This is a genomic window from Amycolatopsis tucumanensis, from assembly GCF_021654135.1.
Lineage (GTDB): Bacteria > Actinomycetota > Actinomycetes > Mycobacteriales > Pseudonocardiaceae > Amycolatopsis_E > Amycolatopsis_E tucumanensis.
In genome coordinates this window covers 64,210-84,758 of record NZ_JAKGSD010000036.1, presented here as the reverse complement: position 1 = coordinate 84,758, position 20,549 = coordinate 64,210, and the positions used below count along the sequence as shown (strand labels likewise).

Annotated in this window: 19 protein-coding genes; 5 read left to right on the top strand and 14 right to left on the bottom strand. The window is 71.0% G+C overall.

The genetic code is table 11. From position 1 onward, the window contains the following. From L2C96_RS29550 to L2C96_RS29540, 3 genes are all read right to left on the bottom strand, one after another. A partial coding sequence (locus L2C96_RS29550; protein WP_237338518.1) for a hypothetical protein occupies positions 1 to 291 on the bottom strand: 291 nt, incomplete at its 3' end. Positions 292 to 307: 16 nt separating this feature from the next. Next, positions 308 to 1,696 carry a C4-dicarboxylate transporter DctA gene (dctA, locus tag L2C96_RS29545; RefSeq protein WP_237338517.1) on the bottom strand — a complete coding sequence of 463 codons (1,389 nt, stop codon included), beginning with the start codon at positions 1,694 to 1,696 and terminating at the stop codon, positions 308 to 310. A gap of 34 nt (positions 1,697 to 1,730) precedes the next feature. Then, positions 1,731 to 2,846, bottom strand: a complete 1,116-nt coding sequence (locus L2C96_RS29540) for a glycerate kinase family protein (protein WP_237338516.1) — start codon at positions 2,844 to 2,846, stop codon at positions 1,731 to 1,733. A gap of 129 nt (positions 2,847 to 2,975) precedes the next feature. On the opposite strand from L2C96_RS29540, the gene L2C96_RS29535 reads away from it, so the two are divergent. Further along, a complete protein-coding gene (locus L2C96_RS29535; protein ID WP_237338515.1) occupies positions 2,976 to 3,857 on the top strand; it encodes a LysR family transcriptional regulator in 882 nt (293 codons plus the stop codon). Positions 3,858 to 3,960: 103 nt separating this feature from the next. Beyond that, positions 3,961 to 5,043 (top strand): tartrate dehydrogenase, encoded by a 1,083-nt coding sequence (locus tag L2C96_RS29530; protein WP_237338514.1) that lies wholly within the window; start codon positions 3,961 to 3,963, stop codon positions 5,041 to 5,043. Positions 5,044 to 5,149: 106 nt separating this feature from the next. On the opposite strand, the gene L2C96_RS29525 is transcribed toward L2C96_RS29530, so the two are convergent. The 4 genes from L2C96_RS29525 to L2C96_RS45205 form a co-directional block, all read right to left on the bottom strand. Beyond that, a complete protein-coding gene (locus tag L2C96_RS29525) occupies positions 5,150 to 5,635 on the bottom strand; it encodes an SCO family protein (protein ID WP_237338513.1) in 486 nt (161 codons plus the stop codon). Next, positions 5,632 to 7,083 carry a linalool dehydratase/isomerase domain-containing protein gene (locus L2C96_RS29520; protein WP_237338512.1) on the bottom strand — a complete coding sequence of 484 codons (1,452 nt, stop codon included), beginning with the start codon at positions 7,081 to 7,083 and terminating at the stop codon, positions 5,632 to 5,634. Before L2C96_RS29520 ends, L2C96_RS29525 begins: the two co-directional genes overlap by 4 nt. Beyond that, a complete protein-coding gene (locus L2C96_RS29515) occupies positions 7,083 to 7,886 on the bottom strand; it encodes an alpha/beta hydrolase (RefSeq protein WP_237338511.1) in 804 nt (267 codons plus the stop codon). The genes L2C96_RS29520 and L2C96_RS29515 overlap by 1 nt, the downstream gene beginning before the upstream one ends. A 66-nt stretch (positions 7,887 to 7,952) precedes the next feature. Beyond that, positions 7,953 to 10,604, bottom strand: coding sequence for an AAA family ATPase (locus tag L2C96_RS45205; protein WP_237338510.1), 2,652 nt, complete (start codon positions 10,602 to 10,604; stop codon positions 7,953 to 7,955). 178 nt (positions 10,605 to 10,782) lie between these two features. Between L2C96_RS45205 and L2C96_RS29505 the strand changes: the two genes are divergently transcribed. Further along, complete coding sequence (locus L2C96_RS29505; RefSeq protein WP_237338509.1) at positions 10,783 to 12,321, top strand: long-chain-fatty-acid--CoA ligase; 1,539 nt, start codon at positions 10,783 to 10,785, stop codon at positions 12,319 to 12,321. Here the strand turns inward: L2C96_RS29505 and L2C96_RS29500 are convergent. Further along, complete coding sequence (locus tag L2C96_RS29500; RefSeq protein WP_237338508.1) at positions 12,302 to 13,219, bottom strand: alpha/beta fold hydrolase; 918 nt, start codon at positions 13,217 to 13,219, stop codon at positions 12,302 to 12,304. The two genes, L2C96_RS29505 and L2C96_RS29500, sit on opposite strands and share 20 nt — an antisense overlap. Further along, positions 13,216 to 14,235 carry an NADP-dependent oxidoreductase gene (locus L2C96_RS29495; RefSeq protein ID WP_237338507.1) on the bottom strand — a complete coding sequence of 340 codons (1,020 nt, stop codon included), beginning with the start codon at positions 14,233 to 14,235 and terminating at the stop codon, positions 13,216 to 13,218. Before L2C96_RS29495 ends, L2C96_RS29500 begins: the two co-directional genes overlap by 4 nt. Before the next feature lie 133 nt (positions 14,236 to 14,368). Here L2C96_RS29495 and L2C96_RS29490 point away from each other — a divergent pair, with 133 nt between their 5' ends. Beyond that, the gene (locus L2C96_RS29490; RefSeq protein ID WP_237338506.1) at positions 14,369 to 15,136 is read left to right on the top strand and encodes an alpha/beta fold hydrolase; all 768 of its coding nucleotides are present in this window, start codon (positions 14,369 to 14,371) and stop codon (positions 15,134 to 15,136) included. Between the two features lie 3 nt (positions 15,137 to 15,139). Here the strand turns inward: L2C96_RS29490 and L2C96_RS29485 are convergent, their stop codons facing one another. The 4 genes from L2C96_RS29485 to L2C96_RS29470 form a co-directional block, all read right to left on the bottom strand. Further along, a complete protein-coding gene (locus tag L2C96_RS29485; RefSeq protein ID WP_051362558.1) occupies positions 15,140 to 15,733 on the bottom strand; it encodes a QsdR family transcriptional regulator in 594 nt (197 codons plus the stop codon). 212 nt (positions 15,734 to 15,945) lie between these two features. Next, positions 15,946 to 16,866, bottom strand: a complete 921-nt coding sequence (locus tag L2C96_RS29480; RefSeq protein ID WP_237338505.1) for a fumarylacetoacetate hydrolase family protein — start codon at positions 16,864 to 16,866, stop codon at positions 15,946 to 15,948. Continuing rightward, positions 16,863 to 17,645 (bottom strand): cyclase family protein, encoded by a 783-nt coding sequence (locus tag L2C96_RS29475; protein WP_123686501.1) that lies wholly within the window; start codon positions 17,643 to 17,645, stop codon positions 16,863 to 16,865. The genes L2C96_RS29480 and L2C96_RS29475 overlap by 4 nt, the downstream gene beginning before the upstream one ends. A gap of 38 nt (positions 17,646 to 17,683) precedes the next feature. After that, positions 17,684 to 19,195 carry a CocE/NonD family hydrolase gene (locus L2C96_RS29470; RefSeq protein WP_237338504.1) on the bottom strand — a complete coding sequence of 504 codons (1,512 nt, stop codon included), beginning with the start codon at positions 19,193 to 19,195 and terminating at the stop codon, positions 17,684 to 17,686. A 148-nt stretch (positions 19,196 to 19,343) separates the two neighbouring features. Between L2C96_RS29470 and L2C96_RS29465 the strand changes: the two genes are divergently transcribed. After that, the gene (locus tag L2C96_RS29465; RefSeq protein WP_237338503.1) at positions 19,344 to 19,964 is read left to right on the top strand and encodes a TetR/AcrR family transcriptional regulator; all 621 of its coding nucleotides are present in this window, start codon (positions 19,344 to 19,346) and stop codon (positions 19,962 to 19,964) included. Positions 19,965 to 20,000: 36 nt separating this feature from the next. Here L2C96_RS29465 and L2C96_RS29460 read toward each other — a convergent pair whose 3' ends face one another. Continuing rightward, entirely contained in the window at positions 20,001 to 20,468 is a 468-nt protein-coding gene (locus tag L2C96_RS29460; protein ID WP_237338502.1) for an Lrp/AsnC family transcriptional regulator, read from the bottom strand. Between the last annotated feature and the right edge of the window lie 81 nt (positions 20,469 to 20,549).

Here is a 20,549-nt window from a genome sequence, read left to right as displayed (position 1 = left end):
CACCAGCGAGATCCAGAAGACGATCATCAGCCGCGGCCTGCTGCGCGAGTACCAGGTCAAGAGCCGGCTTCCTGCGCGGCGCTGACCACGGCGGCGCTGGCTCAAGGTGCGGCTCACGCTCAGCTTCGGCAGGCGGTGATGTACTGACCGCACACCACACGGCTCGGGGCTGTTTGTCGCGCCCCTGCGAGGGGTGCGATCCGGCGCAGCACCGGGACCGTAGGACTTCCCGGCCGACGCCAGCATGGTGACGTTGAGGTGCATGTCGGGCCCGCCGGCGTCCGCGGTCATCGGACGCGCCCGCTGTTCAGTGCGCGGCCTGAGCGGGCGCTGCACTGGAGGGTGTCCCGTCGGCGGGGTCCGGCTGGGTGGTCGCCGGTTCGGGGGCGAGGGCGCGGTCTGCCGAGGTGGGGTCGCCGAGGACCTCGCGGGCGCGTGCCAGGTCGAGGTTGTGGTCCCATTTGGCGATGACCAGGGTGGCCACCGCGTTGCCGTAGAAGTTCACCAGGGCCCGGCATTCGGACATGAACTTGTCGATGCCGAAGATCAGCATGATGCCGGCTGCGGGGACGGTGCCGATGGTCGACAGCGTCGCCGTGAGGGCGATGAACCCGCCGCCTGCGACGCCGGCCGCGCCCTTCGACGTCAGCAGCATGACCGCGAGGAGCCCGAGCTGCTGGGGGACGGTCAGCGGCGTGTTGGTGGCCTGCGCGATGTAGAGCGCGGCCAGCGACAGGTAGATCGCCGCGCCGTCGAGGTTGAAGCTGTACCCGGTCGGCACCACCAGGCCGACGGTGGACCGGTCCGCGCCGAGGAACGTCAGTTTGCGCATCAGGCCGGGCAGGGCCGGCTCCGCGGTCGACGTGCCGAGGACGAGGAAGAACTCCTCCCGCAGGTACCGGAACAGCCGGAAGATGCTCAACCCGACGTAGGCGCGCAGCAGGCCGCCGAGCACGACGACCACGAACAGGATCGAGGTGACGTAGAACAGCAGGATCAGCGAGCCGAGACTGGACAGTGTGGACAGTCCGAACGCGCCGACGGCGTAGGCCATCGCACCGAAGGCGCCGAGCGGGGCGGCCTTCATCACGAAGCTCAGCACCTTGAACACGACTTCGGTGAGCCGCTTCACGCCAGTGACGATCGGGTCGCCGAGCGGGCCGATCGCCTTGATCGCGATGCCGAACAGCACGGCCAGGAAGATGATCTGCAGGATGTCACCGTCGGTGAAGGCACCGACGAAGCTGTCCGGCACCAGGTGGGTGAAGAACTCCCACCAGTGCTGGGTTTCGCCGGTTTCGATGTAGCGTTCGGCGTTGCCCGTGGGGTGCAGGGTGGACGGGTCGGCGTCGACGCCGTCGCCGAGCCGCACGATGTTGATCGCGACCAGGCCGAACACCAGCGCGACGATCGTGCCGGCCTGGAAGTAGGTCAGCGCTTTCAGCCCGGTGAGGCCGACCTTCTTCAGGTCCGCCACGCCGGCGATGCCGCCGATGATGGTGAGGAACACGATGGGGCCGATGAGCATCTTCATCGCGGCGATGAAGGTGGTGCCGATGGGCTGCATCGCCTCGCCCAGGCCGGGCGCACGCCACCCGAGGACGATGCCGATGACGATGGCGATCAGGACCTGCACGTAGAGCTGCCGGTACCAGGGCTTGCGGCGGCGCGGCGGGGCCGCGGGGGCGTGCGTCATTGCATCCTCCTGCGCGTCGGGGTGGGTGGGGGAGTCAGCCGAACACGTGCCGGGCGAGTTGTTCGCCCAGGCGTTCCAGCAGCGGGACGGCCTCGGCCATGCACCGGCCGGGGTCCGGTTCGAGATCGGTGAGGGTGAACGCGCCCGCGAACCCGGCGGCGGTGACTTCGGCGGGAGTGAGCCGGCTGCGCCCGGCCACCACGTAGGCAGGCACCCCCGCCAGCCGAGCGGCGGCGGCCACGCCCAGCGGCGCTTTTCCGCGCAGGCTCTGCCGGTCCAGCGATCCCTCACCGGTGATCACGAGATCGGCCCGCGGCAGTCGCTCCGGCAACCCGGTCAGGCGCAGGACGAGATCGATTCCGGGCACGCGGCGCGCTCCCAGCGTGAACAGGGCGAACCCCGCGCCGCCGGCGGCGCCCGCGCCCGGCGCGTCCGCCGCGGCGGCGCCGGTGGCCGCCTCCAGAAGCGGCGCCCACGCGCTCAGCGCGCGCTCCAGCGTGGCGACCGTCGCCTCGTCGGCGCCCTTCTGCGGCCCGAACACCGCTGCCGCACCTTCGGGCCCGAGCAGGGGGTTGTCGACGTCGCAGGCCACGACCAGCTCGGCGTCGCGAAGCCCGCGGTGCAGACTGGTCAGGTCGACCGCCGCGACCGCGGGCAGGGCGGAGGTGCGGCCGGTCAGTTCGCGTCCGGCCGCGTCGAGCAACCGGGCGCCGAGCGCGGCGAGGAGCCCGGTTCCGCCGTCGGTCGTCGCGCTGCCGCCGAGCCCGACGACCACCTGCCGGTGGCCCGCGTCGAGAGCTGCCGCGATCAGCTCGCCGGTGCCGAACGTGGAGGCGGCGAGCGCCGTCGTGGGACTTGGCGCGTCCGGCAATCCCGACGCCTGCGCCAGCTCGACCACCGCGACCTCGCCACGGTGCGCGTAGCGAGCGGCGACCGGCTGACCGAGGGGACCCGTGACGGTGAGCCCGGCCGGGGTGAAACCGGCGGCAATCGCGGCGTCGACAGTGCCCTCGCCGCCGTCGGCCACGGGGTGCTCGTGCACCGCCGGCCGCGCGGCGTGCCGGCGCAGCCCGCGGGCGAGCGCGGCCGTGGCCTGCGCCGCCCCCAGCGACCCCTTGAACGAATCGAGAGCCACGACGACCTCGCCCATCCCGTCCTCCTCGACTCGCTGATCGACCGCGCACCACCATGACCCCCGGCCGGCCGCCGCGTCCAAGAGAACCTTGCTACCCGACTGATAGGCTCAACCAATGGCAAGGCCCTGAGCTGGGAGTTGAGGATGGACGCGCGGCAGCTGGAGTACTTTCTGGCGATCGTCGACCACGACGGGTTCGGCCGCGCCGCGCAGGCCCTGCACATCGCGCAGCCGTCGCTGTCCCAGGCGATCGCCGGTCTCGAGCGGGAGGTGGGCGTCAAGCTGTTCCACCGCGTCGGGCGGCGGGTGGTGCTCAGCGACGCCGGCGGCGAGCTGATCGGACCGGCCCGGCAGGTGCTGCGGGACCTGCGCACGGCGAAGGCGACGATGGAGTCGTTGAAGGGCGTCCAGCGTGGCCGCGTCGAACTGGTCACGATGCCCTCGCCCGGGATCGAGCCGTTGAGCACCCTGACCCGTGTGTTCACCGAGCGGCACCCGGGGATCACCGTGGAAGCGGGCGCGGCCTTCACCGTCGACGAGGTCGTGCAGCAGGTTCGCCAGGGCGCCTGCGAACTCGGGCTCGTCGGGGCGCCCGGGGTGCTGCGCCCGCCGGGGCTGGAGGTCCTTCCGTTGCAGGAACAGGACTTCGTGCTCGTCGGCGCCGGCGTCCCGCCCGGTGATCCCGTGCCGGTCGACGCTCTGGCCGGGGTGGACCTGATCGCCTCGCCGCCCGGCAGCCTCATGCGCCAGGTGGTCGACGACATCCGCGCGGCGCACCTGGACGTGCGGATCGTCGCGGAGGTCGCCCACCGCGCGTCGATCCTGCCGCTCGTGCTCGCCGGCGACGGAGTGGCGGTGCTGCCCTCGGCCTGGGCCACGCTCGCCCGCCGCGCCGGAGCCCAGGTCGCGCGCCTGGACCACCCGGCCCGCCTGCACGTCGCCCTGCTGAGCCGGGCCGCCCCGCTGACCCCGGCCGCGCAGGCCTTCCGGGCGCTGGCTCGCCGATTCGTTGAGCAGGCTGGATAGGTCCGGCCTATGAATCGGATCGGCAGCGCGTCTTGGACGCACGGCCGGTCCCGGCGCTTCACTCGGGGTGTCAGCGCAGCCGACCCGTCCAGGGAGCCCTTCGATGTCAGCAACCCGCACCTTCACGATCGCCGCGGTCCCCGCGGACGGCGTCGGCACCGAAGTCGTCGCCGCCGGGCGCACCGTCCTCGACGCGCTGGCCGAGAACTCCGGCGGCGCGTTCGCCTTCGACTGGACCGAGTTCCCCTGGGGGTGCGGCTACTACGAGCGGACCGGCCGCATGATGGACGACGACGGCCTTGAGGTGCTGCGCGACTTCGACGCCATCTACTTCGGCGCGGTCGGCTGGCCGTCGGTGCCCGACCACATCAGCCTGTGGGGCCTGAGGCTGCGGATCTGCCAGAACTTCGACCAGTGGGCCAACGTGCGCCCCGTGCACTTCCACCCCGGCATCACCTCGCCCCTGCGCAAGGCCGACCACACCCCGCTGGACTGGGTGGTGGTGCGGGAGAACAGCGAAGGCGAGTACGCCGGGCTCGGCGGCCGCAACCTCGCCGGCCGCGGCCCCGGCAACGAGGTCGCGCTGCAGACCGCGCTGTTCACCGAAAAGGGGTGCGAGCGGATCATGCGGTTCGCCTTCGACCTCGCCCGCGGCCGCGACCGCAAGAAGGTGTCGTCGGTGACCAAGAGCAACGCCCAGCAGTACGGGATGGTGCTCTGGGACGAGACCTTCGCGCGTGTCGCCCGTGACTACCCGGACGTGGAAACCGAGAGCGTGCTGGTGGACGCCATGTCGGCGAAGTTCGTGCTCAAGCCCGAGGACCTCTCGGTGGTCGTGGCGTCCAACCTCAACGCCGACATCCTCTCCGACCTCGGCTCGGCGCTTGCCGGCAGCCTCGGCCTCGCGGCCAGCGCGAACCTCAACCCCGAGCGCCGGTTCCCGTCGATGTTCGAGCCGGTGCACGGGTCCGCCCCGGACATCGCCGGGAAGGGACTGGCCAACCCCATCGGCGCCATCGGCAGCGCCGCGCTCATGCTGGACCACTTCGGACTGTCCACAGAGGCCGACCGCGTGCGCGCGGCGATCGAGGCGACCACCGCCGCTGGGATCCGCACACCGGACGTCGGCGGCACCGCCAAGACCGGCGACGTGGTTGCCGCGGTGATCGACAACCTCGGCAGCTGAACCCGGATTCTCACGGCCGGTGGGGAACAGAGCGGGCTGCCCGCGTCGCGACGGTGAGTTCCGGCGCTGCCGCTCGGCCGCGAGTGCATGACTCGCGGCCGGCCGGTCATGATCGTCCTTCCAGGGCGTGTGCGAGATCGGCGGCGATGGTGTCGGCGTCGGCCGTGTCGGTCCAGTGGGTGCGGTAGTCGCCGTCGGGGCCGAGCAGGTAGGTGATGGCCGTGTGCGGGACGGCGTAGCCGTCGGGGTCCTCGGGATCGGGCCGGCGACGGGCGAAGACGCCGAAGGCCCGGCGGGCGGCGTCGGTCTGTTCGGCGGTGCCGGTGAGCCCGGTGAACCGCGGATAGCCGCTTTCCAGGAACTGCCGCAGGACTTCGGGCGTGTCGCGGTCGGGGTCGACGGTGATGTAGAGCGCCTCGACCTCGGCGGAGGCGAGCGCCTCCGACAGGCGGCCGAGCGCTCGTGGGCAGACCACGCGGCAGCGGGTGAAGCCGAACAACACGACGGTCCAGCGGCCGCGGTAGCTGGCTTCCGTCACCGGGGTTCCATGGTGGTCGACCAGGGTGAAGGTGGGGTGGGCGGGCGCAGTCATGGCAGACGCTCCAGAGTGATGTCGAGAGCCGGTCCATACGGAACGGCGAAGACGGGGTCGTTGGTGGGCACCGCGGTACCGTTGACGGTCAGGCGCCAGCGCGCGGGAAGACGGCCGAAGGTCAGGGTGCCGCCGCCGGGTACGGCCGGGTTGATCCGCACCCGCGCGTGCAGGACGCCGTCGATCACTTCGGCGCGGCTGACGTCGACGTTGCGGTCCACGGCGACGATCGCGGGCTCGGTGAAGTGCCCGTCCGGCCAGGGGTCCTGGTAGAGGCCGCGCAGGCCGTCGGGAACGTTGAGCCGGGCGTAGCCGAGCAGGACGTTGCCGCTCATCGGTTCGATCTCCGTACGGTTCCCGTCCTCGTCGGTCAGCGTGTCGTTGCGCGGGTAGTAGAGCCCGCCGTCGCGCCACACCGGGGAGAAGAACCGGTCGGCGTGGCCGAGCAGACCGTCCACAGTGGCCTTGTCGCCCATCTCGGCGGCCCAGGCGGCGACCCAGCCGAAGTCGCAGGTGTCGGCAATGACGCGCTGGCCCATGACCTCTCGCGCCGGCGCCGAGGGCACCGACAGGGTGCCGTCCGGGCCGGGGATCAGGAAGTCGCTGACCTGCCGCGGGTAGTGCTGGTGCACGAAGTCGCCGTTCCACATGTTCATCAGCGCCCCGCACCAGGCGTCCACCCACGGTGAGGGCACCTCGTTCGGCCGGACCCGCCGTGAATCCGCGAGCATCATCGTGTTGTAGTGGCCGCCTGCGTCGAGCCGGCCGAAGTCGGCCCAGGCCTGTTCGTACCCGGCGACGACCTCCTCGGCGCGGTGGCCGCCGGTGATCAGGTCGTGCAGCCGGAAGCCGAGGATGGCGGGCTGGTTGCAGATCTGGAAGATGCAGTTGGGTTCACACGCGACGCCGAGGTAGCCGTTGGCCACCATCTGCCAGTACAGGTGCTCGGTGAGCGAGTCGCGGTCGTAGGCGAACCGCTTCTCGCCCCCGCCCCAGAAGAACGACCAGTGCCGGAAGGTCAGCGATTCCGGCCGGGCGTAGCGGTCGTCGGCGAAGAGGTAGTCGTGCAGCAGCGCGGTGGACTGCACGTAGGCGCTGTACATGATGTTGTCACGGACGACCGGATCCCATTCCTCCCCGAACTCGCCGAGGTGGGCGTTGAACACCGACCCGCCGCGGCTGACGTCCCGCCAGTACAGCCACACTTCGGGCTCCAGCAGTTTGGTGATCAGTCGCTGGATCGTCGGCTGGAACAGCCCCGGCGCGGCGGGCAGCCGGTGCCGGTGGGTCAGCGCCAGCCCGTAGATCATGTAGGCGAGCTGGAACCGGTAGCCACCGAAGTCGTCCTGGCTCACCCCCTTGCCCTGCATCAGCGACCAGTCGTTGGTCTGCTGCCGCGACAGGTTGTCCCAGTGCCGCAGGTGCCCCAGCTGCTCGGTCGTCAGCATCACGCCCCCTGCACGTTCTGACGGGCCAGCCAGCCCAGGGCGGAGTCGGCGACGGCGCGCCAGCCGCTGTCGAGCACCAGGGAGTGGCCGCGGCCGGGGAACTGCTTGAGTTCGGTGATGGCGGTGGAGTCGCCGTAGAGCTTGAACGCGGCGCGGGTGACCACGTCGGGGACGGTGTGGTCGGCCTGCCCCGAGACCAGCAGCAGCGGGCCCCGCTCGCCGTTGCCGGTGTTCACCTTCGCGGGGGAGTTCCTGGTGAAGTTGGCGAACGCGGCCTCGAACAGCGGCCGCCCGGGCGAGGGGATGGTGTGGGCCTCGTAGAGCCGCTTCGACTCCGCCTCGGAGATCGCGTTGCCGAAGCCGTAGCGGAACTGCTTCGCCGTCAGGGACACGGCGCGCTTCTTGTTGGCCGGGTTGCCCAGCACCGGGAAGGCGGACCGCAGCTGCGCGAACGGCAACGGTTTGACGCCCTTGATCTGGGCCGGGTCGATCGCGACCGCGGCCCGGCCGTGGCCCTCGCCGAGCAGCTTCTGCGCGATCAAGCCGCCGAAGGAGTGCCCGATGAGCACCGGCGCCGTCGGCAGCCCGGTGATGATGCCGCGGTAGTGCTCGGTGACGTCGTCGATGCCGTGCCCGGCGACCGCCTCGGGGTTCGCGCGAGCGGCCTCGACGGTGGGTTCCTCGCCCGGCCAGCCCGGCATGAGCGGGGAGTAGCCGTTGGCGGCGAACAGGTCGGCCCAGGGCTGCCACGACGACGCGTGCAGCCAGAGGCCGTGGATGAAAACGACGGGGGTGGTGGTCATCGTCCGCTCCTCGATCCGGGGTTGCTTGCCTGGATCAATGGTGCGGCGGCCGTCAGCCCCGTCGAATCAGTCGGATGACTGTACTTCGAGTCGCTCGAGTGCGTCGCGCAGCGCGGCGCGGCTGGTGATGCCCAGCTTGGGGAAGATCCGGTACAGGTGCGAGCCGACCGTGCGCGGCGACAGGTAGAGCCGGGTGCCGATCTCCTTGTTCGTCAGTCCGCCGGCCGCCAGCTCGGCGATCTGCCGCTCCTGCACCGTCAGCACGACGGGGGCCCCGGTCTTGAAACTCGCCCCGGCGGCCCGCAGCTCGGTGCGTGCGCGCTCGGCCCAGCCCCGCGCGCCGATCCGCTCGAACCCCTCGGCGGCGCGGCTGAGCTGGTCGCGCGCGTGCGCGGGGCGGCGGACCCGCCGCAGCCACGCGCCGTAGGCGAGGCGGATGCGGTTGGAGTCGAACGGGAACAGCGCCGCTCCGGACAGGGCGAGCGCGGCGTCGAAATCCGGCTCCTCCGAGGTCATCGCCAGTGCGCCCGCGGTGAGCAGCGCCAGGCGGGGCGAGATGTCCGGCAATCCGGCGTCGCGGGCGGCGAGAGCGTGCCGCCGGGCCTCGTCCGGCCGTCCGCTGTGCAGCGCGGCTTCGACCAGGTCCAGCAGGGTGCGGTGAGCCTGCTGCACGTACGGGGTGAAGGTGCCCGGCGTGGTGACCGTGGTCGCGAAGCGGTAGGCGGTCTCGTAGTCGCCCGCACCCAGCGCGGACAGGGCACCGATCGCGTTGGCGTAGTTGGTGAGGAAGCCGATGCCGCGTGGGCCGGCCCAGGACTCCAGCGCGGTCCGGTGCCCGGCAGCCGCTTCGTGGTCGCCCCGTGCCGCGGCCACCAGCCCGAGGAAGGCGCGGAACTGGTACCCGAACAGGGTGTAGCCGTGCCGGGTGGTCAGCTCGAGTCCGCGATGACCGGTCGCCTCGGCGTCGGCCCACTGTCCGGTGTTGATCTGGTCGAGCATCACCACGTGCAGCATCGTCATCACGTTGGTGACCGCTCCGGCGTCGGCCTCCCGCTCCACCATCCGGCGCAGGTAGGGCCGGAACTCGTCCAGTGCGTCGACGTAGAACGCGGCCACCGTCAGCCGCATGACGTCCCACGGTTCGCCCTCGCTCAGCTCGGCGAAGGCCCCGCGCAGGCGGTCGGTGACCCCGGCGCCGCGGCGCACGACGTCGCCCCAGGCGTCGCGGTGGATCAGAGTGTGGGGGTTGACCCGGCCGGCGAAGCGGTCGACGAGCTGCTCGGTCACCGTCCAGTTCGCCGGGTCCCCGGCGAACTGGCTGATGGCCAGCAGGAGGTTGAGCAGCCGGTCGAGGATCGCGTCGTCCAGCTCGTCCCCGGACGCGGCCACGGTGCTGGCGATGCGCTGGTGGGTGGCGTGCACGTCGCCCTCGCGGTACAGGGCGGCGTAGGCGGCGGTCACCACTGCGTCGACCGAACCGGGGTGTCCTGAGGCGTCGAGCAGTCGTTGCGCGTCCTGCAGCCGCGCGGACTGCCCGGCCACGAACGCGGCCTCGCCGAAGCGGCGCTCCCGCTCGCGGGGATCCTCGCTCAGCTCGGCGGCCCGCTCCAGCCACTCGATCGCCAATGCCGCGGCGCCACGCCGCGTGGCCGACAGCGCGGCGCGCTCGATCACGGCGGCGACCCGCTCGTCCGGGTCGATCGTGGCGGCCGACAGGTGTGTGGCCCGGCGCTCGATGTCACCGCGGTGCGCTCCAGCGAGCTCGGCGTGCGCCGCGCGCCGCTCGTTCGGTGTCGCCAGCTGCACCACCGCCGACCGCACCAGCGGATGCCGGAACCCCAGCTGCCCGGATACCGGATCCACCAGTAGCAGCCCGCGTCCGATCGCTTCGTCCACGTCTCGCAGCCGCCGTTCCACGTCCCGACGGCGGGGCGCGGACAACGACGACAGGCCGTCCAGCGCGGCCAGCAGCAGCGCCCGCCGGGACGAGGGCCCCAGTTCGCTGATCTGCCCGGCGTAGAGGCCCTCCAGCCGCCGGGACAGCGGAAGATCGGTCTGGAGCTCGGTGTTCCGCGCCGTGCGCGGGAGCTCGACCAGCGCGAGCGGGATTCCTTCGGCCTGGGTGAGCACCTGCTGCCGCAGCCGGGCGTCCAGGCCCGGGAACGACCGGTCCAGCAGCGCCTCGGCGTCCTCGCGCGCCAGCGGCCCGACTTCCACCTCCGGCAGCCCGGCGCGGTCGAACGGCGAGGCAACGTCGGTCCGGAGCGTGATCGCGCCGCGGACGCCATGCACGCCCACCCGGCGGAAGACGAAGGCGCACACCTGCGCGCTGAGCTGGTCGAACCAGTGCCCGTCGTCGACCGCCACGAACACCGGCCCGGCCGCGGCCAGCAGGCCGATCACCGCGTTGCCGAGCGTGAGCACGTCCGGCGGGGAAGCGGACCCCAGCATCAGGTCGAGCACGTCGCGCGCGTGCGGGCCGTCCGCGAGGAGCGGCAGCAGCAGCTGGTGCAACCCCGCGAACGGCAGCTGGGACTCGGCCTCCACGCCCGCGGCGCGCAGCACCCGCACACCCGCGGCGGCCGCCGCGGCGTCCAGCAGGGTGCTCTTGCCCGCGCCCGGCTCACCTCGCACCACCGCGAACGAGTGCGCCCCGGACAGCGCCCGCTCCAGGGCCGCCCGCTCACGCTCGCGCCCGACGAGCCCGTCCGTGTCCACGGCACGAATCTAGCCGCTGCGGGACAGTCACTGACGGACCTGATCGCCCTCGGCACGCTCTTGCGTACGCCCTGCGGTGCGGTTAATCTGCGGCCTGCGTTACATTGCTGAAAACGTAACAGTGGCGTCAGATACGCGACCGACTACGGCCGTGGAAGAACGACAAGGAGGACGGTCCATGTCGAACCTGGCGACCCTGCTGGACGTCTCCGCCGAGCGCTACGGCGAGCGCGATTTCCTCGTCGCCGGGACGCGGCGGCTGACGTTCGCCGAGGTGTCGCGGCGATCGGCGGCGATGGCGCGGCGTCTGGTGGAATCCGGCGTCTCGCCGGGTGCAAAGGTGGCCCTGTCGTGCCCGAACGTCCCGGAGTTCACCATCGCGTACTGGGCTGTGCTGCGGGCGGGCGCCGTGGTGGTGCCGCTCAACGTCCTGCTACGCGCCCGGGAGATCGCCTACCACCTGGACGACTCGGACGCGGTCGCCTACCTCGTGTACGAGGACTCCGCCGACCCGCGCCTCGCCGAAGCGGCACGCGAGGGCTTCGACAACGCCGGGCGGTGCGACCGGTTGTGGAGCATCGGGGCCGACGAGGCGGGGGAGACAACCTGGTGCGGCGAGGCGCTGACCGGTCCCGCGTCGTTCGACACCGTGACGCGTGAGGACGGGGACACGGCCGTGATCCTCTACACCTCCGGCACGACAGGGCGGCCCAAGGGCGCCGAGCTCACCCACCGCAACCTGCTGCTCAACGCGCGGGCGGCCGTGTCGGTGTACGAGCTCGACCCCGGCCGGCCGGACACCCACCTTCTGGTCGCGCCCCTGTTCCACTCGCTCGGGCAGACCTGCGTTCAGAACGCGTCCACCCTCTGCGGGGGCACCATCGTCATGGTGCCCAGGTTCGACGCCGCTCAGGCACTCCGGCTCATGCTCGACGAGCACGTCACGATCTTCGCCGGGGTGCCGACGATGTTCTGGGCCTTGCTGCGGGCACTCGGCTTCGTGCCGGACGGCGACCGCCTGCACGGGCAGCTTCGCGTCGCCGCGTCGGGCGGATCAGCCCTGCCGATCGAGCTCCACAAGGAGTTCGAAGCCCGCCTCGGAACGTCCATTCTGGAGGGTTACGGCCTGTCCGAGACCTCACCGATGGCCAGTCACACACGGCTGGGGGAGCCGGTCCGTGCCGGGTCCATCGGCCGTCCCATCGACGGCGTCGAGATGAAGCTGATCGCGGACGACTGGACGACGCTCCCGGACGACCCGCAGGTAGTGGGGGAGATCGCGATTCGCGGGCACAACGTCATGAAGGGCTACTACAAGCGGCCCGAGGCGACCGCCGAGGCCGTCCGCGACGGCTGGTTCCGCACCGGTGACCTGGCCCGCAAGGACGCCGACGGCTTCTATCACATCGTCGGGCGGTCGAAGGACCTCATCATCCGGGGCGGCTACAACGTCTATCCCCGTGAGATCGAGGAGGTTTTCCTGGAACACCCGGCCGTGTCGCTCGTCGCGGTGATCGGGGTCCCGCATGCCTCGCACGGTCAGGAGATCAAGGCCGTCGTCGTCCCCGCCGAGGGCCACGAGGCGGTTCGGCCCGAAGACCTGGTCGCCTGGGGCAGGCGGCAGCTGGCCGCCTACAAGTACCCGAGGATCGTCGAGCTCCGTGAGCGACTGCCGATGACACCCACCGGCAAGATCCTCAAGCGGGAGATTTCCTGACCGCCGCGCGGGCACGGCGAAGGTGCGCCAGAAGCGCTTCGTTCACCGTGTCCGGTGCCTGCTGGTGCACCCAGTGCCCGGCCCCGTCCACGACGAGCGTGCGGAGATCCTCGAATGCCCGTGCGCCGGATTCGAATCGCAGGAACGTGGACACCGGGTCCGCGCTGCCCGTGATGAACAGGGACGGCTGCCGGATGACCCGCTCTCGCGCCGCCTTGGCGTCGCGCCAGTTGTCGTCGATGTTGCGGTAGTAGTTGAGGCCGCCCGCGAAACCCGTCTCGCGGAATCGTCCGGCGATCCGGCGGAACAGGCCGGGTGGCAGCCATTCGGGCGGGCGGACGGGGTCCTCGCCGTCGAGGAGGTCGTAGCGGTCGCTGAAGATGGCGGCGAGTGAGCGGTCGACATCGCGCATCAGCAGCGCCTCGGGGGTCCCGGCCTCCTGGAACCGGATCTGGTAGAAACGCTCGCCCCAGCGTGCGCGCAGGATCTGTGTCGGCGGGGCGGGCGCGGGCGCGGCGTACGGCACGCTGAGACCGGTGAGCGAGGCAACGGCGTCCGGGTGGTCGAGGCCGAGCTGCCACACGCACGCGGCGCCCCAGTCGTGCCCCACGAAATGCGCCGTGTCGGCGCCCTCGTGCTCGAGCAGACCGATCAGGTCCAGCCCGACCGTGCGTAGCGCGTACGCCGATCGTTCGCCGGGGCGCGAGCTCCCGCCGTAGCCGCGCATGTCCGGAGCCAGCACGCGATAGCCGGCCTCGACCAGTGCGGGGATCTGCAGTCGCCAGGTGACGGCGAGGTCGGGAAATCCGTGCGCGAGCACGACGAGCGGTCCTTCGCCCGCCGCGGTCACCGCGAGCTCCACACCGTTGACCTGCCACAGCTCAGGCGATGTGGTCATGCGGCCGCCCCGTGCAGCCGCACCAGCATCTTGCCGACGTTGGCGCCGGACAGCATCCCCAGCAGTGCTCCGACGGCGTTCTCCAGGCCGTCCACCACGGTCGTCGTCGAGACGAGCGATCCGTCCTCGAGCCAGCCCCGGGCGAGGGCGATCCATTCGGGCCAGCGCTCCAGATGGTCCAGCACGATGAAGCCGCGCAAGGTCAGGCGCTTCTTCGTGATCAGTGCGAGGTTGGCCGGGCCGGGCACGGGTTTCTCGGCGTTCGCCTGGGAGACGGACCCGCACACCGCCACCCGGCCGCCGGTGCGGAGCGCGTCGAGGGCGGCCTCCAGCTGGTCCCCGCCGACACTGTCCAAATAGACATCGAGTCCACCGGGCGCCGCCGCACGCAAGGCGGGCCCGACCGGTCCTGCCTTGTAGTCGATGGCCCGGTCGTAGCCGAGCTGTTCCACCAGTCGCCGGGCCTTGTCCGGTCCGCCTGCGGACCCGATCACCGCGGCCGCGCCGAGGTGGCGGGCGACCCGGGCGGCCACCACGCCGACGGCGCCGGCGGCCGCCGAAACGAAGACGACGTCGCCGGGGTGCACGGGCGCGAACTCGCTCAGCGCCAGGTAGGCGGTGAGGCCGGGCATGCCGAGCACACCGAGGTAGTCCGCGCCGCTGACGCCCGTCGTGTCCAGACGGTGGGTTTCTTCCGCGCCGACCACGGCGTAGTCCCGCCAGCCGTGGTGGTGCCACACGATGTCTCCTTCGCGCAACTTGCGGCTCCGTGACCGGACGACCGTGCCGACGGCCGCGCCGTCCAGTGGCGCGCCGAGGGCGAACGGCGGGAGGTAGGACGGTACGTCCCGCATGCGCCCGCGCATGGAGGGATCGACCGACATCCAGTCGTTGCGCACCAGCACCTGTCCTGGTTCCGGTTCCGGCACGACGGCTTCCACGATCGCGAAGTCCGCCGGGGAGGGCACCCCGGCCGGGCGTGCGACCAGGTGAACCTCGCGGCTGGTGGTGCTCATCGGTTCTCTTCCCCGCTCTCGTGATGTTACATATACGGCAATGTAACACAGCTTGCGGATGCGCCGCTCGCACGGCTAATCTGCGTGAGCTGTTACATATCGCGTCACGTAACATCAGGAGAGAGGGGCAACGATGCCCATCACCACCAGCGGAATCCACTACGAAGTTCGCGGCGGCGGGGAGCGCACGATCGTTCTTCTGCCGGGCTTTGGTTGTTCGATCGAGTGCTGGGCCGAGGTGGCGCCCTTGCTCGACGGGTACCGCGTCGTCCTGATGGATCTCCCGGGCCACGCCGGTTCGTCCGGTGCGCGGGCCGACGGCGACCTGGCGCGGCTCGCCGAGACCGTTTTCGAGGCCTGCCGGGAAATCGGGCTCACCCGGTTCGTCGTGGCAGGGCTGTCGCTGGGTGGCGCCATCAGTGTGCGGATCGCACTGGACCATCCCGGCGAGGTGGAGGCGGTCGTGGGGATCATGCCGTGGAACGCGGGCGGTACGTCCCCCGGCGATCCCGTCATCGAAGGCTTTTACGGCGCCTACGGCGATCTGGACACGATCACCGCGGGCATCGCGAGCATCTCGCAGGATCCCGCGAAGACGACCGACCTGGTGCGCACCATGCCCACGGTCACCGAGCGGATGTGGCGCGGCTGGCTCGGCGGCGGCGTGTACACGAGCATGGCCGACGAGTTGCCAGGGCTGCGTGTCCCGCTGCTGTACCTGGTCGGCGGCAAGGACACCGTGGTCAATCTGGACAAGCAGATCTCGGACGTGCGGCGGGTTCCCGGCGGTCGCCTGGTGCTCCTCGCCGACGCCGGCCACCTCGCCTGCTACGAGACACCCGAGGTCGTGGCGCGGGAAATGCGCCAGTTCCTCAGCGACCGCGCGGTCGCGGCCGTCTGAGGATCAGGACAGCAGCCGCCGGATCGCCGCGCCGACCTTGGTGGCGTCCGGCTCGCCGCCGGTGATCATGTCCACGTAGCAGAACGATTCGGCGATGCGGACCACGAGATAGGCGAGATCCTCGAGCGGGAGCCCGCCCGGCGGGTCGGGCAGCTCCTCGCGCAGCAAGTCGGTCACGTACGCGATGAAGTTGTGCTGGAGTTCGCTGCTGCGGGTCGTCAGGATCCGCAGCGCGATCTCGCCCTCCTGCCGCAGGAACGTCCTCATGAACGGCGCGTCCAGGACGGTGGCGATGAACCCCTCGAGGGTCTGCGCCACCGCATCGATCCCGGACGTCGCGGCCTTGCGGCGGCAGAGATCGAGGGTGGGCTTCGCCAGGGACCAGTTGACCTCGCCCAGCAGCCGGTCCCGGCTGCCGACCCAGCGGTTCAACGTCATCCGGCTCACGCCGAGCTCGTTGGCGAGAGCCTGCATCTCGATGCGCGTTCCCTCGCGGAACTGCCGCCGCGCCAACCGGAAGGCGGCTTCTCGCCCCGAAGAAGCCGGTGCCGCGTCCCGATGCGGCGTGGCGGCGGTGTGGCGTGGCGCGGCAGGCATGAACCGCAGCCTAGCCGGTGCGCGGGGAGGTCTGCGCGATCCGTCGCCGTGAGCCGGGATCTGCCGCCCACGCCCGGCGAGGACCGAGAACCGGCCCGGAAGGTCGATCTCCAGGTCGCCTCCGCCAGCGCCGCGCACGCCCCGGTGACCGCTTCCCTCCACTTGTCCTCGGGGGTGCCGACTGGCGGCCTCGGCGACGGCGTGGAGGGCGTTCAGCGTGAGCGGCGAGCCGGTGGAACGTCGTGCAGCGGTGGGCCGGCGACCACGGTGTTGTGGATGGTGCCGATCCCTTGCACCGTCATGCGCACGGTGTCGCCGATGCGCAGCGGCGGTGGTTGCCGCTCGCCGTGCCATCCCCACAGTTCGGCGAGGCAGCCACTGCCGCACGTTCCGGACCCGAGCACGTCACCGGGCCGCACCCAGGTGCCGCGGCTGGCGTAGGCGATCAGCTCGGCGAAGGTCCAGGCCATGTTCGCGAGCGTGTCGCCACCGATGCGGGTGTCGTTCACGAAGACCTCCATGGCGAGGTCGTAGCGGCCGTCGCTCTCGTAGCCGGCGAGTTCGTCCGGGGTGACCAGCACCGGGCCGAGTGTGGTGGCGGTGTCCTTGCCCTTGGCCGGTCCGAGCCCGACGCGCATCTCCCGGCTCTGCAGGTCGCGGGCCGACCAGTCGTTGAGGATGGTGAACCCGGCGATGTGGTCCATGGCCTCGGCCACGGACAGGTTGAAGCCCGCCGTGCCGATCACGACCGCGACTTCCAGCTCGAAGTCCAGCACCTCGCACCCGGGCGGCATCGGGACCGGTGTGCCGGAGCCGATCGCCGCGTGCGGGTTGGTGAAGTAGAAGGCGGGCGCTTCGTACCAGGCGTCCGGGACCTCGCTGCTCCCGGTGATCGCGCGGAGCGAGCCGGCCGTGTGCTGTTCGAAGGTGATGAAGTCGCGGATGCTGGCGATCGGCACCGGGACGGCGATCGGCGCGGTCTCGTCCCAAGGCAACCGCTGACCAGCCGCCGCGGGTTTTCCAGTCGTGAGCACCTCGAAGACGTCGGCGGTCTCGGTGAGCAGAGCGATGCGATCGCCATCGACGACGCCATAGCGCCGCACACCGTCCACGAGCAGCGAACCGAGTTTCATGCCACGTCCTCGTCGAAGATCGCCACGGCGCGGGTCCAGCCGGCGGAGGCTCGATGGATCTTGACCGGGAAGCAGGCGACCTGAAAGCCGTGTGCCGGGAGGTTCTCCAGGTTGTGCAGCTTCTCGATGTGGCAATAGCCGATCTCACGTCCGGCCCGGTGGCCCTCCCAGATGATGGAGGCGTCGTGGTCCCGGGCGTAGCGTTCGGCGGTGAACACGAACGGGGCGTCCCAGCTCCAGGCGTCGGTGCCGGTCACCCGAACCCCTTGTTCGAGCAGGTGCAGGGTGGCGGCGCGGCCGACCCCGCAGCCGGAGGTGACGTAGTCGTCCTGGCCGTAGCGGGTGCCGGCGCGGGTGTTGATCAGCACGATGTCGAGCGGGCGCAGCTGGTGGCCGATCCGGTCGAGCTCGGCGTCGATGTCGGCGGGGGTGACGACGTGGCCGTCGGGGAGGTGGCGGAAGTCCAGCTTGACGCCGGGCTGGAAGCACCAGTGCAGGGGGACCTCGTCGATCGTGATGGCCCGGCGTCCTCCGTCCATGGTGGACGCGTAGTGGTAGGGGGCGTCGAGGTGGGTGCCGGTGTGGGTGGTGGCCTCGATCCGCTCGATCGCCCAGCCCTCGCCGTCGGGCAGGTCCTCGGCCGTCGCGCCCGGGAAGAAGCGGAGCATGTCCGGGACGGACTGCTGGTGGTCGATGTAGGTGATCGAGGGCCGGTGGCCGGGTGGGTCGGAGGCGATCCCGCTCTGCAGCGGGACCGAGATGTCCACGAGTTGTCGCATGGCGAATCCTCTTCCGGGGCTCACGGGCGTGGCCGGCCCTATCGCGGGATGACGGGAACGAGCAGGTGGGAGGCGTGGTCGCCGCCGAGGTGGATGGTGGCGGTGGTCGCCGGGCGACGCAGATCGGGGTGGTCGTGGGTCATGAAGCCGAGGTCGCTGTCCCCGGTGACCAGTTCGAGGCGCAGCCGCTCGCCTGGTGCGAGTGTGATGCTGGTGGGCCAGATCTCGACTTCGAGCAGGGTCGGCTCGCCGTGCACGAGGGGGATCTCGCGGGCGTGGGTGTGCCACGGCCGGTGGGGCAGTGACCGCTCCGGGTCGGTCTCGCGGTGTGACGCCCTGAGCCAGCCCATGGCCATCGGGATCGGGTCGCCCTGCGGGCCGACAGCCGGGATCGGCTCGCCGTCGACGCCGATGTGCTGCACCCGCGCGAAGATGTCGAGGTCGTCCTGCTCGGCGCTGAGCCACAGGCGCAGCGCGACCGGACCGGTCAGCTCGAGCGGTTCGGACACCGGTGCGGTGTCGAAGCCGGCGGGGTAGGCCACCGTCGTGGCGTCTGCGGGCGGGTCCCAGTCGAGGACGCCGTCGCCGAGGTGGAGTTCGCGCCACTGCGTCTGCGGGAGCGGGAAATCCGTGGCGTCCCGCCAGTCCACCTCGCGTCCGCGCCGGATCGCCAGTCGCACCGGGGCCACGCCGTCCATGCGGTCGGGCTGGTCTTTGAGGAAGCGGTCGAGGAAGCGCAACTGCAGATCCAGTGCCCACTCGGCGTAGTAGGGGTCGATGTGGGTGCCGGTGTGCACCACGAGCCACTTGTCCCGCGACGCCGCCCGGGCCCAGCCTTCGATGTTGCCGCGCAGGTGCACGTGCAGGGCGCCCCAGTTGGCGGCCGACAGCACCGGAACCGTGACCCGGTCGAGATCGACGATGCGCGCTTGGTGGTATTCGTCGAGCACGGGATGCTGCGGGAGCACCTCGCGCCAGTCGTCGCCGTCGGTGCCGTTGCGCTGAGGGGTGATCTGGCGGTTCCACCAGAACTCGACGAACCCGTGGGCGTACAGGCCGCCCTGGTAGATGAAGTCGCGGTAGAAGTCGGACGCGCCTTCCCAGATCACGATCGCGGCGAGGTGCGGCGGCTGCAGCTCCGCCACCCTCCAGCCCATGATCGCGAGCCACGAGATGCCGCTGGATGCCACCTTGCCGTTGGACCAGGTCTGTTCGGCCGCCCACTCGACGACGTCGTAGAAGTCCTCGGAATCAGCCGGGCTCATCAGGTCCATGCGGCCGGGTGACTTCCCGGTGCCCCGGGTGTCGGCGCGCAGCACCGCGTAGCCACGGGCCGTCCACCACTCGGGATCCGGGGTCTCCCACACCATGTGCTCGTTCTGCGGAACGAGTTCGTAGAGCGGGTAGCGGTCCGGCCAGTGCACGTCCTTGCCGTACGGGCTGATCGACGCCAGCACGGGAAAGGCGCCGTCGTCGTCGGGCAGGAACACGTCGGCCAGGATCGGCGAGCCCGTGCGGGTGGGGACCTCGATGTCCCGTTCGATGCGCATCTCAGTACTCCTGTGAGTGGGGCAGGCGGGCCGGGTCCGAGCGCCGCCGCGGCGACCGAGGCTCGCCGTTAAGGCCAGTCGGCTTGCGTCAGGAGTATGTCGGCTCGTCCGCGCTAAAGCAAGAGGACTTGTATTAGGGTGTCGTCCTGTGAGCGATGTGGACGTCCGGCGACGGCCGGGTGGACGGTCGGCGCGTGTGCGCGCCGCTGTCATCGAGGCGACCAACCAGCTGCTGCTGGAGCAGGGCCTGACGGGCCTGACGGTGTGCGAGGTGGCCCGGCGCGCGCAGGTGAACGAGACGTCGATCTACCGACGGTGGGGCACCCGCGAGAACCTCATCATCGACGCCCTGCTCGCCGACGCCGCCGAACAGCTCCCGGTGCCCGACACCGGGAGCCTGCGGGACGATCTGATCGCCTACGCCACCGCGCTCGCCAGATACCTGACCTCGCCCGGGGGTAACGCCCTCGATCGAGCGCTGGCCTCGGCCGGCGACGACCCGGCCACCCGGCGACTGCGCGACCAGTACTGGGACGCCCGCTACGCCCAGTCCGGACAGATCGCCGAGCGGGCGATCAAGCGCGGCGAGCTGCCCGGCACCACCGAACCCCGCTTCGTGCTCGAGATGCTGGTCGCGCCATTGCACTTCAGGATCGTGCTCACCCGCGAGCCGCTCGAACCGGACCTGCCCACCCGCATCGTCGACGCCCTCCTCCGCGGGCTCGTCACGGCTGCCGAGCCACGCAACCGGAACGGCAATCGCCCCTGACGGGGAAAAACGGTCGTCTTCGCCTGACCGGTCCGGTCAGGGCGCGGTGCCCGGCCACTGCTGGCCCCGCGTCCAGGAATCCAGGACGATGAGGGTTTTCGTGCTGGTGATGCGGTGGCTGCGGCGCAGTTCGTCGATCGTGCGCTGCAGGTGTTGCATGTCGCGCACCCGCAGCCACACCAGGGCGTCCGGGTCGCCGGCGATGGTGAACACCGCCTGCGCCTCGGGCATCCGCGTGGTGGTCTGCACGATCTCGTCGACGTTCGTGGTGCCGAAGAATCGGAGCTGGGTGAAGGCTTCGATGCCCCAGCCGAGCTTGGCGTGGTCGATCTGCACGGTGAACCCGGTGATGACCCCGGCCTCCTGCAACCGATCGACGCGCCGCTTCACCGCGGCCGTGGACAGCGTGACGCGAGCGGCGATGTCGGACAGCGTCCGGCGGGCGTCCTCCCGCAGCAGCGTCAGGATCTCCCGGTCGGTCGCGTCGATCAGCTCGTCGGTCATGACGGGCGATCGTACGCAACAGATACGAGCCGGAACACTCCGATCGCGAGAATTTTTGCGTGCTCAGTGGAACCGGCCTGT